This window comes from Streptomyces sp. NPDC002817 (genome assembly GCF_053592055.1).
Window position 1 is genome coordinate 23,234 of record NZ_JBSFUY010000056.1, and the last position, 15,445, is coordinate 38,678.

Sequence of the window (15,445 nt, forward strand, 5' to 3'; positions counted from 1 at the left end):
CATGCGGACCCAGGCACGACTGGGGGCGCTGGTGCCGCTCGGTATCGGCGCCCTCGCCGCCCTGGCGGCCGTATCGATGGGGCTGGGTTCGCCTGCCGACCCCGGCCCCGGGCTGTGGCCCCTGATCGTGAGCCTCGCCATGGTGACGCTGTCCGCCTCGCTGCTCCTCAATCCCGGCGCGGACACCGAGCAGGATCCGTTCAGCAGGCAATCCGCCGTGGTGGCCCTGGGAGCTCTGTCGCTGGTCGCGTACACCCTGCTCATCGAGCAGGTGGGCTTCGAGGTCATGACGGTGCTCCTGCTGGTGCTGTGGATGCGCGGCTTCGGCCGGGACAGCTGGCGGCTCAGCCTGGCCGTGGCACTGGCCGCGTGCGCGGCGTCCTATCTGCTCTTCATCGTCGCCCTGGGCGTCTCGCTGCCTCATCTCGTCGCGTTCTGATCCCTCGACACCTGTGAGAACCCGATGGACTTCCTCGCTCCCGCTCTGGACGGCTTCGGCGTGGTCTTCGAGCCGCAGAACCTGCTGTACTGCCTGATCGGGGTGACCCTCGGCATGCTGGTCGGCGTGCTGCCCGGCCTCGGCCCGGCCGCCACCATCGCCATCCTGCTCCCGGTCACGTACACCCTCGAACCGGCCTCGGCGATCATCTTGCTCGCTGGTATCTTCTACGGCGCCCAGTACGGCGGCACGGTCACCTCGGTGCTGCTCCGCCTGCCAGGAGAGGCCTCGACGGTGGTGACCGCCATCGACGGCCACGAGATGGCCCGCACGGGCCGCGCCGGATCCGCGCTCGGCATCGCCGCGATCGCCTCGTTCATCGGCGGCACCGTGGGCATCGTCGCACTGAGCGTGGCGGCCCCGCTGGTGGCGGGCTGGGCTCTGGCCTTCGGCCCGCCGGAGTACGCCGCGCTCGCGCTGCTCGGCATCCTGATGATCTCCACCCTGAGTACCGGATCCCTGCGCCGCAGCCTCCTCGCGGGCAGCATCGGGCTGCTGCTCGCCACCGTGGGCCGCGACCCGCTCCTGGGCAGCGCTCGCTACACCTTCGGCAGCGACCAACTCGCCGACGGGCTCGACTTCGTCATCCTCGCCATGGGCCTGTTCGGCATAGGCGAGATCCTGCACAGCCTCGAACGCCTTCGCCATGGGGCCCCGCCGGAGCCCCGCGTGGGCCGGGCCCGGCCCAGCCGGGCGGAGTTCCTGCAGTCCAGGTGGGCGATCACCCGGGGGACAGTGGTCGGCTTCTTCCTAGGCATCCTTCCCGGCGGCGGCGCCACGATGGCCTCGATGGTCGCTTACACGGTCGAGAAGCGTTCCTCCAGGACGCCCGAGCGGTTCGGCAAGGGCGCGATCGAGGGGGTCGCGGGCCCGGAGGCGGCCAACAACACCGCCGCCACCTCCTCGTTCATCCCGCTGCTCACCCTCGGCATCCCGGCCAACGCGACCATGGCCGTCATGTTCGGCGCCCTGCTGCTGGCGGGCGTGACCCCGGGCCCGCAGATGATCGACGAACATCCCGAGGTGTTCTGGGGCGTCATCGACTCCATGTACATCGGGAACCTGTTCCTGATCATCCTCAGCATGCCGCTGATCGGGCTGTTCGTCCGCGTGCTGCGCGTCCGGGCCAGCATCCTGGCGCCGCTGACCGTGCTCATCACCATGATCGGCGTCTACACGATCCGCTCCAGCATGTTCGACATGCTCGCCGTGGTCGTGCTCGGCGTCGTCGGCTATCTGATGAAGAAGGTCGGTCTGCCACCCGGCCCGCTCGTCCTCGCCTTCGTGCTCGGCAACCTGCTGGAGACCGACTTCCGGCGCTCGATGCGGATGTTCGACGGCGACGTGACCGGCTTCCTGGGCCGCCCCGTCTCCGCCACGCTGCTCGCCTTCGTTGTCGTCTTCACGGTCGCCGTACCCCTCCTCAGCCTCCGCAAGAAGCTCCGGCAGCCCGGACCTCCCGACACCCCCGCGACCGTCCCCCACCCCGACACCACGCCCACCCCGGAGCGAACCCCGGACCACCCCGGCACGGCGGCCGAACCCGGCGGCCACAGCGAGGAGCGACAGCACCCGGGCTGAGCCCTGGTCCGGGCCAGGCTGCTGCAGGGCACCGGGTGGCCGTGGCCAGCGAGCCGCCGGCACGCGACGACGAACACCAGCCCCGCACCTCCGAGTCGCGGGTGTACCGGGCGATGACCGGGGTGATACCGCGTCGGCTGACCGGAGCGACCGTGCCGTCCTGGCACACCGCATGAGGGGTGATCAGCTCAGCCTCGGCGCGGTGCCCGCACGACTGGAGGAACAGGAGCGCGAGATCACCGCGCAGGCCGACGCGGCCAGGGAGCGGATCGTGGAGTTTTCCGCGCAGCGAGGAGTTCCACCGCACCGCCGAAGAGGTCCGGATCACCCGCAAGCCGCTGCCGCGGGAGCCACATCCGATTCGAGGAGCAAGTCAACGTCGTACGGCATCAGTGCCGTCCTGATCAGCCGCTTGTCGAAGCTTCGCCTCCGTGGGCAGGGTGCGGCGGTACGGCGCGGTTGTTGAGGTCCACCGAGAGGAAGATGTCGTTCGCGACGGGGTTGCGGATCTCCTCGGCGAGCTGGCCGATGAGTCCGGCCGTGCGGGCGAGGAGGGCGAAGGCGCGCAGCAGTTCCAGCGGGAGGCCGAGGTCCGCGAGTGCGGCACCGCAGACGCCGGCGCCGTTCAACGGCAGTGTTCTGCCCAGTACCTGGGGGTGGACCCGGCCGATGGCCGCGAACAGCGACAGGTGCGGGCCGAACAACCCTTCCTCCGTGGCGAGTTGGAACAGCCTCGGAGTACGGGGGTCACCTTCTTTGTGGACGTGGTGTCCGAGGCCGGGGATGAGCCCCCGGGCCTCTCTTCGGGAACGTACGGTGGCCAGGGCGAGTTCGTCCCAGCCGGCCTCGTCGGTCGGGTGGCCGTTCTCCAGCGTTGACAGGGCGTCGTGCAGGAAGCGGCCGCAGTCCTCGGTCACGCCGAGGAAGCGGGAGCCGCCGCCGAGAAGCCCTGCGGCGATGGCTCCCTGTATCGAGTCGGGGGCCGACAGGTATGTCAGCCGGGCCGTTATGGCGGTCGGGGTGAAGCCGTGGTCGGCGAGTGCGGCGAGCACGGCCTCGAACACCCGTGTCTCCCCGGGGGTGGGGCGGCGCTGTGTGGCGAGCCAGAACGCCAGCTCGCCGAAGCCCACCTCGCCCATCACGTCGGCCGCGAGGTCTTGGCCGAGCAGGGTGATGCTGTCCAGGGAGGACGCACCGAGGGCGGTCGGGTACTCGGGCGCATTCGGTTTCTCAGGCATTCTCGTCCTCCGGATCGTCCCCCACTCCGTCCCCCACTCCGTCCTCCAGCCACTTGCGGAGTTCGGTCCGGTGCTCGTCCAGTTCGGGCGGGGGCAGTCGGTAGGTGGCGGGCGTCTCGGAGAAGCGGATCGGGTGCCGTGTCGTGGGTACGGTCCGGTCTCCCTCGCCGACCTCGACGACCGGGTCGAGTCCGAAGCGTTCGGCCATCGCGAATCCACCGTCGATGGTGTTGATCGGTCCGCAGGGGACCCCGGCGTCGACGAGCAGATCGAACCACTCCAGGGCGGTCCTCGTCTTGAGCCGTTCGAGCAGGAGGGGCCGGAGTTCCTCCCGTCGCTCGGTACGGTCGGCGTTGTGCCGGAAGCGGGGATCGTCGGCGGTCTCGGGGATCTCGAGTACTTCGCACAGCTTGCGGAACTGCCCGTCGTTGGCCGCGGTGACGATCAGGTCCTGGTCGGCCGTCGGCAGCGGTTCGTAGGGGAAGACGCTGGGGTGCGCGTTGCCCATCCGGTAGGGGACGGTGTCGCCGGCGACGTAGGAGGAGCTGTGGTTGACCAGCCCGGTCAGTGCCGAGGACAGCAGGTTGACCTCGACGAGCTGGCCCCGGCCGGTGGCGTCGCGGTGCCGTAGCGCGGCGAGGATGCCGATGGCGGCGTGGTTGCCCGCCATCACGTCGAAGACGGAGATGCCCGCCCGGTACGGCGGCCCGTCCGGGTCACCGGTGAGGCTCATCAGTCCGGAGATCGCCTGGACCATCAGGTCGTAGCCGGGTACGTTCCGGCCGGGTCCGGCTCCGAAACCGCTGATCGACGCGTACACCACGCCCGGGTTCCGGGTGCTCACCGAGGCGTGGTCGAGGCCGTACCGGGCCAGTCCGCCCGGCTTGAAGTTCTCGATCACCACGTCCGCGCGTCGTGCGAGCTCCCTCGCCAGCCGCGCGTCCGCCTCGTCACGGAAGTCGAGCGCGATCGACCGCTTCCCGCGGTTGATCCCCAGGTAGTAGGTCGACACACCGTCGCGCACCGGCGGCGTCCACGTGCGGGTGTCGTCCCCTTGAGGGCCTTCGACCTTCACCACGTCGGCCCCGAGATCGGCGAGCAGCATCGTCGCGTACGGACCGGCCAGGATGCGGGAGAAGTCCGCCACCAGCAGCCCGTCGAGCGGTCCGCGTGAGGCGCCTGAACCGCCGTTCACGGGCTACGCCCCCTCGTTCTGCACGGCGACGCCCTCGCCGCGGTACTCGCTGTAGGTGTACGGGTTCGAGATCACCTCGGTTGTCGGGATCTGCGGCTCCACGGCCTCCCGCCACGCGTCCTCGCCCATGGTGGTCCGCGCGTGGTCCACGGTCGCGGCGACGGCGGTGCGGGCCCGCTCCAGGTCGACGCCGACCAGTTCGTGCGCGTACTTCACCACGGTTCCGTTGACCAGCACGGTGTGCACGTCGGCGCGGGTGGCCTGGTAGACCACGTGCCCGTAGGGGTGCAGGATCGGGTACATCGCCGGGGACCGGTCGTTCTTGAGCAGGACGAGGTCGGCCTTCTTGCCCGGCGTCAACGAGCCGATGGTGTCGCTGAGGCCGAGCACGCCGGCGCCGCCGATCGTGGCCCACTCCACGACGTCCCGGGCCCGCAGGCTGTGGTGGACCACCGTCTCCCCGGCCGCGTGGGCCGCCATGTGCTCCCGCGTTCGGTCGGCCGACAGCGTGGCGCGCATCGCCGAGAACAGATCGGCGCTGAACCACACGCTGGTGTCCATCGACAGCGACACGGGGATGCCGTGGCGCCTCAGCCGCCAGGTGGGAGGGTAGCCCTGGCCGGCGTTGTGCTCGCTCTCCGCCGACACCGAGACCGTGCCGCCCGAGGCGGCGATCCGGTGGTACGAGTCCTCGCTGAGCGTCGCCGCGTGGACATAGGTGACGTCGGGCGTCATGAACCCGTGGTCCCACATCAGACGTATGCCGTTGTCGTTCGTCGCGCCCCAGACGCCCGCGTGGGTGGTGACGGGCAGCTCGAGCTCGCGGGCCGCCTCGAACGCCGCCTTCTCGGGGAAGGCCTCGTCACCGGTCACGTCGAAGGCGAGCTGCAGGCCCAGCATGTCGTCCCGCCCCGAGAAGTGGCGGTCGACGAAGGACCGGAATTCCTTCGAGCGGGCCCACTCCCAGGGGGCGCCGAGCAGGTTGCCGTAGGCCAGTACGAAGCGGCCCGGCACCGCGCGCAGCGATTCGACGGCCGCGTCCCCGTGCTCGGGCGTCTGCAGGCCGTGCGACCAGTCCAGCGTGGTGGTCACACCCGCGTCGATGGCCTCGATGCCGGACAGCAGGTTGCCGGCGTGGATGTCCTCGGGGCGGAAGATCTTGCCCCAGTTGAGGTAGTAGAAGACGAAGTACTGCGAGAGGGTCCAGTCGGCTCCGAGGCCGCGCAGCGCGGTCTGCCACATGTGCCGGTGGGTGTCGACCATGCCGGGCATGAGGATGCCTCCGGCGCAGTCCACCACCACCGCGTCGTCCGGTGCCTGGAGGTCCCTTCCGACCTGTTCGATCCGTTCGCCGCGGACCAGGACGTCACCGCGGTCGAGCAGGCCGATCGCGGGGTCCATGGACAGGACGGTCGCGTCGCGGAACAGGACGGGGCGTCCGGGGGCGAAGTCTTCTCGGCGTGGTTGTTCGCTCGTCATGGGGTCACCTCGTTGTGGAGTCTGTGGTCCGGGCCCGCAGAACACGGGAGCGGGCGGTCAGGGGTACGGCCGCGGTGGCCAGGCCGAGGGCCATTGCCGCGCATCCCCATGCGTAGCCGTCGAGTTCCGTCAGCCCGAGGGCGTGGTCGAGTGACCAGGCGCCGGGGCCGGTGAAGGCGAGGACCGCGGCCAACGCGCCGTAGGAGAAGGGCACTTCGCAGCCGCCCTGCTGGGCCCAGAAGCCGTTCGGCGCGGTCGCCGCCGCCGCGACCGCCATGGTGCCGACGATCACCGCGCAGCCGCCGGGAGTCAGCAGCCCGGCCGCGGCCGAGACCGCTCCGGTGAGTTCGGCCGCCCCGGCGACGAGCACCATCGACCGGCTGGGCACGAAGCCCCACCGGTCGAAGACGGCGGCGGTCCCGGCCCGTCCCGCGCCGCCGAACCAGCCGAACAGCTTCTGGGTGCCGTGGCCGAACAGCAGCGCGGCGAGCAGCAGCCGCAGCAGAAGCAGCCCGAGACTCACGGCCGAGTCCCGCTCGTTGACCGGGGCTGCAGCACGAAATCGAACTCGGCGCGCAGGTACGGCTCGTCGATGGTGGTGCCGTCAGGGGAGGAGCCGGCCGGTTCCTCGGTGAAGCGCACGATCAGCTCGTCCTTGGTGCCGAACACGACATCGGTGTCGAGGAATTCGGAATCCTCCCGGAACAGATGGGTGATGAGCTTCTCGTGGCCGGGGTGGTCGATCAGGAAGTGGATGTGCGCGGGACGGAAGTGGCTGATGTCGGTCCTGCTGATCAGGTCACCGACCGGACCGTCCATCGGAATCGCGTAGCCGCGTGGCGCGATGGTGCGCACGCAGTACGTGCCGTCCGCCCGCGTCCGGTACAGCGCGCGCAGCCGGGCCTCGTCGATCTCCTCCAGCTGCGCCTCGTAGGCGCCGTCGGCGTCGGCCTGCCACACGTCCAGGACGACGTCGGGCAGAGGCGTGCCGTCGAGGTCGAGGACGCGGCCGGTGATGAACAGCGGCGTGCCCCGGATGCCGTCCGACATGTCGGCTCCGAAACCGGCCGTCGGAGAGCCGTCGATGTGGAACGGACCGAGCACCGTCGCCGGAGTGGCGTCCGCAGAGAAGTAGTGGTTCAGCTGGACGACGAGCGTGCTGAGCCCCAGGACGTCGGAGGCGAGGATGAATTCCTGACGCTTGTCGTCACTGATCCGGCCGGTCGCCGTGAGCCATTCGACGGCAGCCGCCCACTCCTGCTCTGTCAGCCCGACCTCGCGGGCGTACGCGTGGAGGTGCCGCACCAACGCTGTCATCAGCTCGGCGAGCCGGGGCGAGTGCGCCGTGGCCCACCGCTTCACCGCCAGGTCGCTGAGGTTGTCCTCCGTTACGAAGGCCATGGAATCCTCCTCGATTCGTTCCGGCCTCGACCGCTGTACGGACATGAGTCCGCACAACGGACACACTGGTGCATGGTTGACTCGTAAATCAAGCCCTTGGGCGGCTGCGTCGGAGCCAGGCTCGGGTTGGGGGCGATCGGACTGCTGTCCGCACCCGGGAAATGCGTGGCCCGTCACCGACCGGTGACGGGCCGAGGCACTGCGAGGCATCGCGAGCAACCGGAGAGGTCAGAACATCGTGTTGTCGTTGGCGGAGGTGGCCGGGACGTCCTGTACGGCGTCCCAGTGCTCGACGATCTTGAGCTTGCCGTTCTTCTGCTTCTCGACCCGGAAGATGTCCACGACCGACTGCCCCCGGTCCTCGGGGCTGAGCCGGTAGTGGGCGTGGATGGCGACGTAGTCCTTGTCGGCGATGACGCGCTTGCGTTCCACGATCAGGTTCGGGAACTGGCGGAAGAAGTTGGTGAACTGCTCACGCAGGCCGGCCGAGCCGTTGGGGATGGTCGGGTTGTGCTGGTAGTACTCCGGCGCGAGGTACCTGACGGCGTCGGGGTTCTTGTCGACGAGGAGGGTGTCGAAGTAACTGGTGGCGATCTTCTCGCTGAGAGACGTGCTCCAGCGAGGGCCGCTGGGCTGGTTCGAGTGCGGGTTGCTGACCGTGCCGAACATGTCGTTGCCGTTGACGGTGGTCGCCGGCACGTCCTGGACCGTGTCCCAGTGCTCGGCGATCATGCCGCTCCTGGGGTCGAAGCGGAAGATGTCGACCACGGCCGTGCCACGGGTGCCGGGTTCGTAGACGGGGTTGGAGTGCACCAGGACCAGGTTGCCCTGGGCGAGGACCCGCTTGACGTTGTACTGGTGGTCCGGGAAGCGCGCGGTCCAGTCGCGGATGAAGTTCTTGATCGCTTCCCGGCCGTTGGGCGCGGCGGGGTTGTGCTGGATGTAGTCCTCGCTGATGTACCGGTCGGCGACCTTGAGGTTGCCCTCCTCGAAGAGCTGGGTGAGGACGTGGACGGCGACGCGCTTGTTGCGCTCCTGCGTGGCGGGGCTTGTGTACGCGGCGTCGAGGCCGAGGCCCGGGCTGCTGTGGGACGGCGCTGAGGCGGTGGCGGTGGCCGTGGCGGCAGGTGCGAGGCCGGCCACAGCGCCTACGGTCGCCGCGGCCAGGAGAGTGGCTATGGCCTTACGGGGCAGTCGGCTGGTGCTGTTCGACATGGGGGGTCTCCAATGATGTGCGGACGCCGGCGAACGCGTCGGCGGGTGTCCGGTGGGGGATCGGGAGTAGAGGGCGAGGGCGCCCGTGTGGGGTCAGGCGCGGTCGAAGGCGAGGAGGAACTCGATGTTTCCCTCGTCCTCCACCGCGATCCCGCCGAAGTCGGGTGCCTCGATGCCGTAGTCGGCGAAGGTGACCGGGATGGAGCCGTTGACCCGGAAGCCGTCGGCGGTGCGCTGGGCGTCGAGCTCGAAGGAGACCGAGTTGGTCTCACCGTGGACGGTCAGCTCGCCTGCGGCCTTGGCGCTGACCTGCTCGCCCACCGCCGGAGCGGAGCCGAAGTCGACGGGCTCGGTGAGCCTGAAGGAGGCCTGCGGGTACCGCTCGGTGTTCATGACCCGGCCGCGGAACTGGCCGTCGCGCTGGTCGGAGTCGCTCTTCACCGAGGCGAGGTCGACGGTGAAGGATCCGTTGACCGCCCGGTTGCCTTCGATCTCCAGCTCTCCGGTGACCTTTTCGGTACGGCCCACCGCCGTCACGTTCTGACCGAAGAGGACTTCGTCGACGCGGTAACCGGCCTGCGAACCGCTGCCCACCCGCCAGGCACCCTCGACATCCTCCCCGGAGCCCGGGGAACTGCCGGAGGAGTCCGAGCCTGGTGGGTCGTCGAGCGAGAGGGCGGCCGGTGGCTTGTCCTGGACGTAGTTGATGTAGATGAAGGGGCCCGCCGTGCACAGCACGGCGACGGCGGCCACACCGGCGATGAGCCAGCGCTTCCAGTGCCTGCGGATGCTGCCTGCCATGGTGTCTCCTATATGTTTTCGTAATTCAACTGAAGTTTCAAGTATTTGGTCGCGGGTCGCCCTGGGACGTGAGGGGTCGCTACGGGCGTGCGCGGGCTCAGCTGTGGGCGGCGGGCGGGATGGGGTCAGTCCAGGAGTTGCTCGGAGACCTGCCAGAGCCGCTCGGCCGCCTCCGGGTCCAGGGCGTGGGGTGCGACCCCGGTGTTGGTGCCCGGCTGGTGCAGCGGGGCCTCGTCGCAGTCTTCGAAGTACCGGCCGCTGATGCCGTCGAGCAAGGGTGAGGTGGCCAGCAGGACGGAGGTCGCGGCGCCCTGTTCGACCGATTTGAAGGACATCTCGGGCAGGGGCGTTCCTTCGCCGAGGAGGGCTCGCAGGTGGGTCATGAACAGGCCCATCGAGGCCTCGTCCATGTAGCGCCCCAGGTTGGTCTGGATCCCTCCGGGCATCAGCGCGTTGACCGTGATTCCGTCGGCGGTCCATCGCCGGCCGGCTTCGACCGCGAACAGCACGTTTGCGGTCTTGGACTGACCGTACGCCAGCCACGGGTCGTAGGGCCGCTCGGTGAAGTGGAGGTCGTCGAAGACGACGGGTGAGAACAGATGGCCGCTGGAACTCACCGACACCACCCGGGCACCGGCGGCCGCCGCGAGCGCCTCGTGCAGCCCGGTGGCCAGGGCGAAGTGCCCCAGGTGGTTGGTGGCGAACTGCAACTCCCAGCCCTGGGGTGTGCGGCGCTCCGGGGCGGCCATGACCCCGGCGTTGTTGACGAGGATGTGCAGCGGGCCGTGCCAGGCGGTGGTGAAGGCGCGGACGGACGCCGGATCGGTCAGGTCCAGGGCGGCCACCCGCACGCCTTCGGAGCCGGTGGCGGCCCGGATGTCCTTCGCGGTGCGATCGCCGGCGGCGGTGTCCCGCACGGCCAGTGTGACCTGCGCGCCGGCGCCGGCCAGCGCTCGGGCGGTCTCCACGCCGATGCCGGACGCCGCCCCGGTGACGACAGCGCGGCGGCCCGTGAGGTCGATGCCCGCGATGACGTCGGCAGCCGTGGACCGGCTGGTGAACGGACTGGTGATGCCTGTCCTCGTGGCCATTCTCGCCATGCTCCCTGTTTGCTACTCTCGAAACCGGAGGTGCCTCCGATTACTTCCAGACTCTAAGCGGAGGCTCCTCCGATTGTCCAGGAGGAAGGAAAGCTGTGACCGCCACCACACGCGGACTGCGTGCTGACGCGCGACGCAACCGGGAACGCCTGCTCGAAGCCGCGGGGCGCGCGTTCTCCGAGACCGGCACCGACGCGTCCCTCGAGGCCATCGCCAAGGACGCCGGCGTGGGCATCGGCACGCTCTACCGGCACTTCCCCACCCGCGAGGCCCTGCTCGAGGCCGCCTACCGCAACGAACTCGCCCGGGTCTGCGACAGCGTCCCGGAACTGCTCGCACAGCTCCCGCCCGACCAGGCCATGCGGAGGTGGATGGACCTGTTCATCGACTACCTGGCCACCAAGCAGGGCATGGGGGACGCGCTGAAGGCCGTCATCGCCTCCGGCGACGAGGATCCGTTCGCCGAAAGTCTCGACCGGATCAGCACAGCCATCAGCACACTGCTGCACGCCGGGGCCGAAGTGGGAGTTCTGCGCTCCGACGTGGACCCGCTCGATGTCGGGTTCAGCCTCGGGGGTGTCCTGCTGATCACGAGCGACAAGGGGCTGCGCGACCGCGCGGGCCGCATGCTCGACCTCCTGCTCGACGGCCTCCGCTACCGCTCCGGCTGACGCGTGGCGCCGGCCCATCCGGGCTGACGGCATATCACCGGCTCAGGTTCTCCAACAACACCATCCCGGCCGCCGTGTTGGACGCCGGTACGTGGTAGGCCTCGTACACACGGCGGATCCGAGGTCCCAGCGCGCCGCGCATGATCAGCCACATGATCAGCTCGATGCCCTCGGAACCGGCCTCGCGGATGTACTCCTCGCGCGTCAGCGCGGCCAGTTTCTCGGGGTCGTGCTCGATCGCGTTCAGGAACATCCGGTCGAAGTCCTGGTTGATCAGTCCCGCGCGGGCGCCGGCGAGCTGGTGGGACATGCCGCCGGTACCGAAGACGGCGACCTTGAGGTCCTCGGGGAAGGAGCGGATGGCCTCGCCGAGCGCGCGGCCGAGGGCCAGGCACCGCGCGGCGGTCGGCTGCGGATACTGGATGACGTTGACCAGGAGGGGGACCACCGCGCAGGGCCAGCGTTCGCCCGGGTCGGGGCAGTACACCGACAACGGAACGGTCAGGCCGTGGTCGACGTCGAGTTCCTGGTAGACGGTGAGGTCGAAAGAGTCGTCGATCAGGCTTTTGACGAGGTGGTCGGAGAACTCGGGAGCGCCCGTGACCGTGGGCACCGGGCGGCTGCCCCATCCCTCGTCGGCCACCCGGTACGACTCCGCCGTCCCGAGCGCGAAGGCCGGGGTGACGCTCATGTCGACGGCGTTGGCGTGGTCGTTGTAGATGACCACCGCGACGTCGGGGGTGTGCCGGGCCATCCACTCCCGCGCCGGCGTGTATCCGTCGAACAGCGCCTTCCAGTACGGGTCTTGCGTCTCTCCGTGGTCCATGGCCGCACCGATCGACGGCACGTGCGAGGTTGCCAGACCCCATATCACCTCAGCCAAAGTTCCGCCCTCCCGCTTTCAGCGCCTGCGTGAACTCCTCGGTGGTCATGCCGGTGAAGACCCCGCCGAGGTACTGCATGGACTTCTGGTCGACCATGGCGAGCTTGAAGACGTAGAAGATGGAGCCGCCCAGCTCCATCATCCGGTTCCAGTCCCGCCGCAGAACGGCGTCCCGCTGCTCGGCCGTGAGCCCGTACGTCTCGCAGTACGCGGCTTCGTCGGCTGTGAACCTCTCCCGGTTCCCGGCGTCCTTGAGCGACCCGCAGAGCCGGTTCAACGCTCGGCCGCGGCGGTTCTCCGCGGCGTCGAAGACATAGGTGCCCGGGAGTCGGGGTGTGGTGCTGGACATGCTGTTCTTCTCCTTTCCGGTGTGGGTGCCCGTCAGTGCAGGAGCCCGCCACCGTCACAGACGAGCGTCTGGCCGGTGACCATGGACGCGTGCGGTGAGGCGAGATAGGAGACCAGCCCCGCGAACTGCTCCGGGGTGACGAACTCCTTGATCGCTTGCCGGCTCATGGTCGCGGCGAACACTTCGTCGCCGGAGTGCGCCCGGGTGCCCGGGGTGGCCACCTGCGCGGGCGCCACCGCGTTGACCGTGATCCGGTGCTCGCCCAGTTCGCGTGCCATCACCCGGGTCATCCCGATGAGCGCGCCCTTGCTCGCTACGTAGGCGATCTGGCCCGGGGACCCGGTGAAGAAGGTGCGGGACGCGACATTGACCACCCGCCCGCGGTGCGGGCTGCCGCGCAGCCAGGGCACGCACGCCTGCACCATGAGCAGCGGGCCGACGGCGTTGACGGCGAAGAAGCGGTGCATCTCCTCCGGGGTCGTCTCCAGCAGCGGCGCCCGGTCGGAGAGCAGGCCGGCGTTGTTGACGAGGACGTCGACGCCGCCGTACGCCTCGGCGATCTCGGATACGGCCTGGCGGGTCGCGGCCGGGTCCCCGACGTCGCAACGCCAGGCCCGGCCGCCGGGGATCGAGGTGGTGTCGTCGGGTTCGTCGATGTCGAGGGCGGCGACCGTGAAACCGTCCCCGGCCAGTCTGCGGGCGATGGCGAGCCCCAGGCCGCCGGCGGCGCCCGTGACCACGGCGACCCGGGGGCCGCGCTTCGCCGGGCCGGTCATGGTGCCTTCTCCTGCGGATGGGTGGCGAGTGCCTCGACCGTGATGTCCATCCACTTCCACATCGGCAGGGAGACCAGCGCGTCGTGCAGCTGTGCCGGGTCGGACGCCTCGTACAGGCCGATGGTCGCGCTGCGGCCAGGCACCCGCCACAGCCGCTTGAGGATGCCGGCCTCCCTGAGCTGCATGGCCCGTTCGCGCTCACCCTTGCGCAACTCCTCGCGTACGTCGTCGGGAGTGTCCGGGGGCAGCGTGTTCTCGGTGCGGACGAGGAATTCCACGGAGGTATCCCTTCACGGGGTCAGGCTGCCGCGATCTTCAGCAGCAGTTCGGCGAGTCGGCCGGGGTCGGTGACCATCGCTTCGTGTCCGGTGGCGATCTCGTGGACCGGCCAGCCGCGGGCGGCGGCGCGCTCGGCGTGCGGGGTGAACACCCGCATCCAGTCGGTGCACTCGACGAAGGCGCCGGGGACCTGGTCGGCCTTGCCGGTCAGGCGCAGTGGCTCGGTGTAGGTCAGCCACGGGTGCGGGGTCAGTCGAGGGCCGAGCCAGTCGAGGTCCGCCTGGTCCTCGACGCCGAGCACGCTCAGCGAGCGCACCGGGATGAGCCAGCCGAACCCTGGCCCGGCCACGGACTCCCGGTAGTGCCCGGCGATGGTGTCGGGCAGCAGATCGATCGCCGCCTCACCGTCGTCGCCGACGAAGGCGTCGAGGTGGACCCGCCTCGCAAGCCGGTCCGGGACCCGGTCCGCGACGCCGGTGACGACCTGGCCCGCGTAACTGTGGCCCACGAGCACGACGTCCCGGGCGTCATGGGCCTCGATCAGCGCCACCACGTCCTCGACGTGCGTGCCGAGACCGATCTGCGGGCTCAGCAGATGGGCGCGGTCACTCACCCCGGTCAGCGTGGGGGTGTGCACCTCGTGTCCGGCCGCGCGCAGCAGCGGGACGACACGCTGCCACACCCAGCCGCCGTGCCAGGCTCCGTGGAGCAACACGAAGACGTGGCGGCCGCTCATGCGGACGCCCGGGGCCGCGTGCCGCCGGCCTGCTGTTCGCGGGTGAGCATCTTCGCCACCGCCCGGCGTCCGCGGAGCGCGGCGAGGTCGGACTTGATGCTGGACTCGGCGGTGCCGCCCGGGTCGGTGGCGTACATGGTCTCCTGCGCCTCCAGGGCGTCGACGTCCTCCTGCATCACGGCCAGTTGCTGCTCGTGCTGGAACTTCGTGAGCTCCTGGTCGTCGATGAGGTAGTCGCGGCCGAGCGCGTAGAAGTCGTGCGTCTCGTTGCCGTGTCCCGGCGTCATCCCGTACAGCACCTTCATGTGGAAGCCGTCCGGCTCCTCGGTGCCGGTGGCCGCGACGCGGATGTTGAGGACGAAGATGCCCGGCGGGTAGAAGTCGCCGTCCTGCCAGCGGTCCACCGCAGAGGTCAGTCCACAGGACTTCTCGTAGAACGGCGGCGCCTCGATGCCGATCATGCGGCGGCTGAAGCAGACCCGGTCGCCGTCCACGGTCACGTCGATCGGGGTCGCGGCGACGGCGGCGTTGCCGATGCTGCTCGGGTGCAGGAACGTCTCGTGGGTGAGGTCGAGCAGGTTCTCCAGGAGCAGCAGGTGCCGGGCCTTCAGCGGGACGACCCCGTGCACATGGGTCCAGTTCGGGTCGGTCAGCCACGAGGTGTCGGGCAGGAGGCCCTCGTCGGCCAGCTCGGGGTCTCCCGGCCAGATCCATATGGCGCCGTCCCGCTCGACCAGGGGGAAGCGGCGCAGTGCCGCCTTGGGCTTGTCGGCCTGCTCGGCGACCCCGACACACACGCCCTGGCCGTCGAAGCGGTAGCCGTGGTAGTCGCACTGGAGGGTTCCGTCGTCGTCGAGGTGGCCCAGCGACAGCGGGTACTTGCGGTGGGGGCAGCGGTCCTCGACGGCCGTGACGGTCTGGTCGGGCAGCCGGTAGAAGCAGACCGGGATGTCGGTGATCCAGCGCTGCTTGAGGGTTCGGCCGATCTCGTCGGACCAGGCTCCCAGGTACCAGCCGTTGCGCACGTGCTGTGTCAGTGTCATCGGGTCTGTCCTTCGTGGATACCCCGGCCTTCAGGCCGGGGAGGAAATGAAGCTCCTGCGGAGCAGGGCAGGGGAAGCCGGTTCGCCGCCAGGGCGGACCGGCGTGCGCCGTCCACCGGACGACACCGGCTGCTCTCACGGAAGTTGATACGGTGTGAGGCGTGACGCGGCAGGTCAAGCGGGCGTTCAAGTACCGCTT

The 15,445-nt window shown here is 69.7% G+C and carries 18 protein-coding genes; 4 read left to right on the forward strand and 14 right to left on the reverse strand.

Annotated elements, in window-relative coordinates; translation table 11 throughout:
* The first annotated feature begins 1 nt into the window (after position 1).
* From ACWD3I_RS46715 to ACWD3I_RS46725, 3 genes are read left to right on the forward strand one after another with little or no spacing between them, the layout of a single operon-like run.
* Positions 2-439, forward strand: a complete 438-nt coding sequence (locus tag ACWD3I_RS46715) for a tripartite tricarboxylate transporter TctB family protein (RefSeq protein WP_365409756.1) — start codon at positions 2-4, stop codon at positions 437-439.
* 24 nt (positions 440-463) lie between these two features.
* Positions 464-2,080, forward strand: coding sequence for a tripartite tricarboxylate transporter permease (locus ACWD3I_RS46720; RefSeq protein ID WP_365409753.1), 1,617 nt, complete (start codon positions 464-466; stop codon positions 2,078-2,080).
* 41 nt (positions 2,081-2,121) lie between these two features.
* Entirely contained in the window at positions 2,122-2,256 is a 135-nt protein-coding gene (locus ACWD3I_RS46725) for a hypothetical protein (RefSeq protein ID WP_365409750.1), read from the forward strand.
* Between the two features lie 228 nt (positions 2,257-2,484).
* Here the strand turns inward: ACWD3I_RS46725 and ACWD3I_RS46730 are convergent, their stop codons facing one another.
* From ACWD3I_RS46730 to ACWD3I_RS46765, 8 genes are all read right to left on the reverse strand, one after another.
* A complete protein-coding gene (locus ACWD3I_RS46730; RefSeq protein WP_365409748.1) occupies positions 2,485-3,318 on the reverse strand; it encodes a citryl-CoA lyase in 834 nt (277 codons plus the stop codon).
* Positions 3,311-4,513, reverse strand: coding sequence for a CaiB/BaiF CoA transferase family protein (locus tag ACWD3I_RS46735; protein WP_365409745.1), 1,203 nt, complete (start codon positions 4,511-4,513; stop codon positions 3,311-3,313). The genes ACWD3I_RS46730 and ACWD3I_RS46735 overlap by 8 nt, the downstream gene beginning before the upstream one ends.
* A 3-nt stretch (positions 4,514-4,516) precedes the next feature.
* Positions 4,517-5,992, reverse strand: a complete 1,476-nt coding sequence (locus ACWD3I_RS46740) for an amidohydrolase family protein (protein ID WP_365409742.1) — start codon at positions 5,990-5,992, stop codon at positions 4,517-4,519.
* Between the two features lie 4 nt (positions 5,993-5,996).
* Positions 5,997-6,515 (reverse strand): DoxX family protein, encoded by a 519-nt coding sequence (locus ACWD3I_RS46745; protein WP_365409739.1) that lies wholly within the window; start codon positions 6,513-6,515, stop codon positions 5,997-5,999.
* Positions 6,512-7,393: a dioxygenase family protein gene (locus tag ACWD3I_RS46750; RefSeq protein WP_365409736.1), complete on the reverse strand. Its 882-nt coding sequence runs from the start codon at positions 7,391-7,393 to the stop codon at positions 6,512-6,514. Before ACWD3I_RS46750 ends, ACWD3I_RS46745 begins: the two co-directional genes overlap by 4 nt.
* A 228-nt stretch (positions 7,394-7,621) precedes the next feature.
* The gene (locus ACWD3I_RS46755; protein ID WP_365409733.1) at positions 7,622-8,608 is read right to left on the reverse strand and encodes a nuclear transport factor 2 family protein; all 987 of its coding nucleotides are present in this window, start codon (positions 8,606-8,608) and stop codon (positions 7,622-7,624) included.
* A 93-nt stretch (positions 8,609-8,701) separates the two neighbouring features.
* A complete protein-coding gene (locus ACWD3I_RS46760) occupies positions 8,702-9,409 on the reverse strand; it encodes a YceI family protein (RefSeq protein WP_451084407.1) in 708 nt (235 codons plus the stop codon).
* 125 nt (positions 9,410-9,534) lie between these two features.
* Complete coding sequence (locus tag ACWD3I_RS46765; RefSeq protein WP_365413793.1) at positions 9,535-10,500, reverse strand: SDR family NAD(P)-dependent oxidoreductase; 966 nt, start codon at positions 10,498-10,500, stop codon at positions 9,535-9,537.
* A 104-nt stretch (positions 10,501-10,604) separates the two neighbouring features.
* On the opposite strand from ACWD3I_RS46765, the gene ACWD3I_RS46770 reads away from it, so the two are divergent.
* Positions 10,605-11,180: a TetR/AcrR family transcriptional regulator gene (locus ACWD3I_RS46770; RefSeq protein ID WP_365413795.1), complete on the forward strand. Its 576-nt coding sequence runs from the start codon at positions 10,605-10,607 to the stop codon at positions 11,178-11,180.
* A gap of 34 nt (positions 11,181-11,214) precedes the next feature.
* On the opposite strand, the gene ACWD3I_RS46775 is transcribed toward ACWD3I_RS46770, so the two are convergent.
* Genes ACWD3I_RS46775 through ACWD3I_RS46800 form a run of 6 tightly spaced genes read right to left on the reverse strand, consistent with a single transcriptional unit; the run spans position 11,215 to position 15,246 of the window.
* Positions 11,215-12,006 carry a class III extradiol dioxygenase subunit beta gene (locus tag ACWD3I_RS46775; RefSeq protein ID WP_365413797.1) on the reverse strand — a complete coding sequence of 264 codons (792 nt, stop codon included), beginning with the start codon at positions 12,004-12,006 and terminating at the stop codon, positions 11,215-11,217.
* A gap of 49 nt (positions 12,007-12,055) precedes the next feature.
* On the reverse strand, positions 12,056-12,412 hold the full coding sequence (gene ligA, locus ACWD3I_RS46780) for a protocatechuate 4,5-dioxygenase subunit alpha (protein ID WP_365413799.1): 357 nt from the start codon (positions 12,410-12,412) through the stop codon (positions 12,056-12,058).
* A gap of 32 nt (positions 12,413-12,444) precedes the next feature.
* On the reverse strand, positions 12,445-13,188 hold the full coding sequence (locus tag ACWD3I_RS46785; protein WP_365413801.1) for an SDR family NAD(P)-dependent oxidoreductase: 744 nt from the start codon (positions 13,186-13,188) through the stop codon (positions 12,445-12,447).
* Positions 13,185-13,466 (reverse strand): muconolactone Delta-isomerase family protein, encoded by a 282-nt coding sequence (locus tag ACWD3I_RS46790; RefSeq protein ID WP_365413803.1) that lies wholly within the window; start codon positions 13,464-13,466, stop codon positions 13,185-13,187. Before ACWD3I_RS46790 ends, ACWD3I_RS46785 begins: the two co-directional genes overlap by 4 nt.
* Before the next feature lie 20 nt (positions 13,467-13,486).
* Complete coding sequence (locus tag ACWD3I_RS46795) at positions 13,487-14,203, reverse strand: alpha/beta fold hydrolase (RefSeq protein ID WP_365413805.1); 717 nt, start codon at positions 14,201-14,203, stop codon at positions 13,487-13,489.
* A complete protein-coding gene (locus tag ACWD3I_RS46800) occupies positions 14,200-15,246 on the reverse strand; it encodes an aromatic ring-hydroxylating dioxygenase subunit alpha (protein ID WP_365413807.1) in 1,047 nt (348 codons plus the stop codon). The genes ACWD3I_RS46795 and ACWD3I_RS46800 overlap by 4 nt, the downstream gene beginning before the upstream one ends.
* Positions 15,247-15,445 lie beyond the last annotated feature (199 nt).

What these genes read in the sequence shown, in the direction of transcription:
- ACWD3I_RS46775 (WP_365413797.1), bottom strand. Translation starts at nt 12,006, where the DNA reads ATGGACCACGGAGAGACGCAAGACCCGTACTGGAAGGCGCTGTTCGAC.
- ACWD3I_RS46755 (WP_365409733.1), bottom strand. Translation starts at nt 8,608, where the DNA reads ATGTCGAACAGCACCAGCCGACTGCCCCGTAAGGCCATAGCCACTCTC.
- ACWD3I_RS46785 (WP_365413801.1), bottom strand. Translation starts at nt 13,188, where the DNA reads ATGACCGGCCCGGCGAAGCGCGGCCCCCGGGTCGCCGTGGTCACGGGC.
- ACWD3I_RS46750 (WP_365409736.1), bottom strand. Translation starts at nt 7,393, where the DNA reads ATGGCCTTCGTAACGGAGGACAACCTCAGCGACCTGGCGGTGAAGCGG.
- ligA (WP_365413799.1), bottom strand. Translation starts at nt 12,412, where the DNA reads ATGTCCAGCACCACACCCCGACTCCCGGGCACCTATGTCTTCGACGCC.
- ACWD3I_RS46715 (WP_365409756.1), top strand. Translation starts at nt 2, where the DNA reads ATGCGGACCCAGGCACGACTGGGGGCGCTGGTGCCGCTCGGTATCGGC.
- ACWD3I_RS46760 (WP_451084407.1), bottom strand. Translation starts at nt 9,409, where the DNA reads ATGGCAGGCAGCATCCGCAGGCACTGGAAGCGCTGGCTCATCGCCGGT.
- ACWD3I_RS46795 (WP_365413805.1), bottom strand. Translation starts at nt 14,203, where the DNA reads ATGAGCGGCCGCCACGTCTTCGTGTTGCTCCACGGAGCCTGGCACGGC.
- ACWD3I_RS46765 (WP_365413793.1), bottom strand. Translation starts at nt 10,500, where the DNA reads ATGGCCACGAGGACAGGCATCACCAGTCCGTTCACCAGCCGGTCCACG.
- ACWD3I_RS46740 (WP_365409742.1), bottom strand. Translation starts at nt 5,992, where the DNA reads ATGACGAGCGAACAACCACGCCGAGAAGACTTCGCCCCCGGACGCCCC.
- ACWD3I_RS46720 (WP_365409753.1), top strand. Translation starts at nt 464, where the DNA reads ATGGACTTCCTCGCTCCCGCTCTGGACGGCTTCGGCGTGGTCTTCGAG.
- ACWD3I_RS46730 (WP_365409748.1), bottom strand. Translation starts at nt 3,318, where the DNA reads ATGCCTGAGAAACCGAATGCGCCCGAGTACCCGACCGCCCTCGGTGCG.
- ACWD3I_RS46800 (WP_365413807.1), bottom strand. Translation starts at nt 15,246, where the DNA reads ATGACACTGACACAGCACGTGCGCAACGGCTGGTACCTGGGAGCCTGG.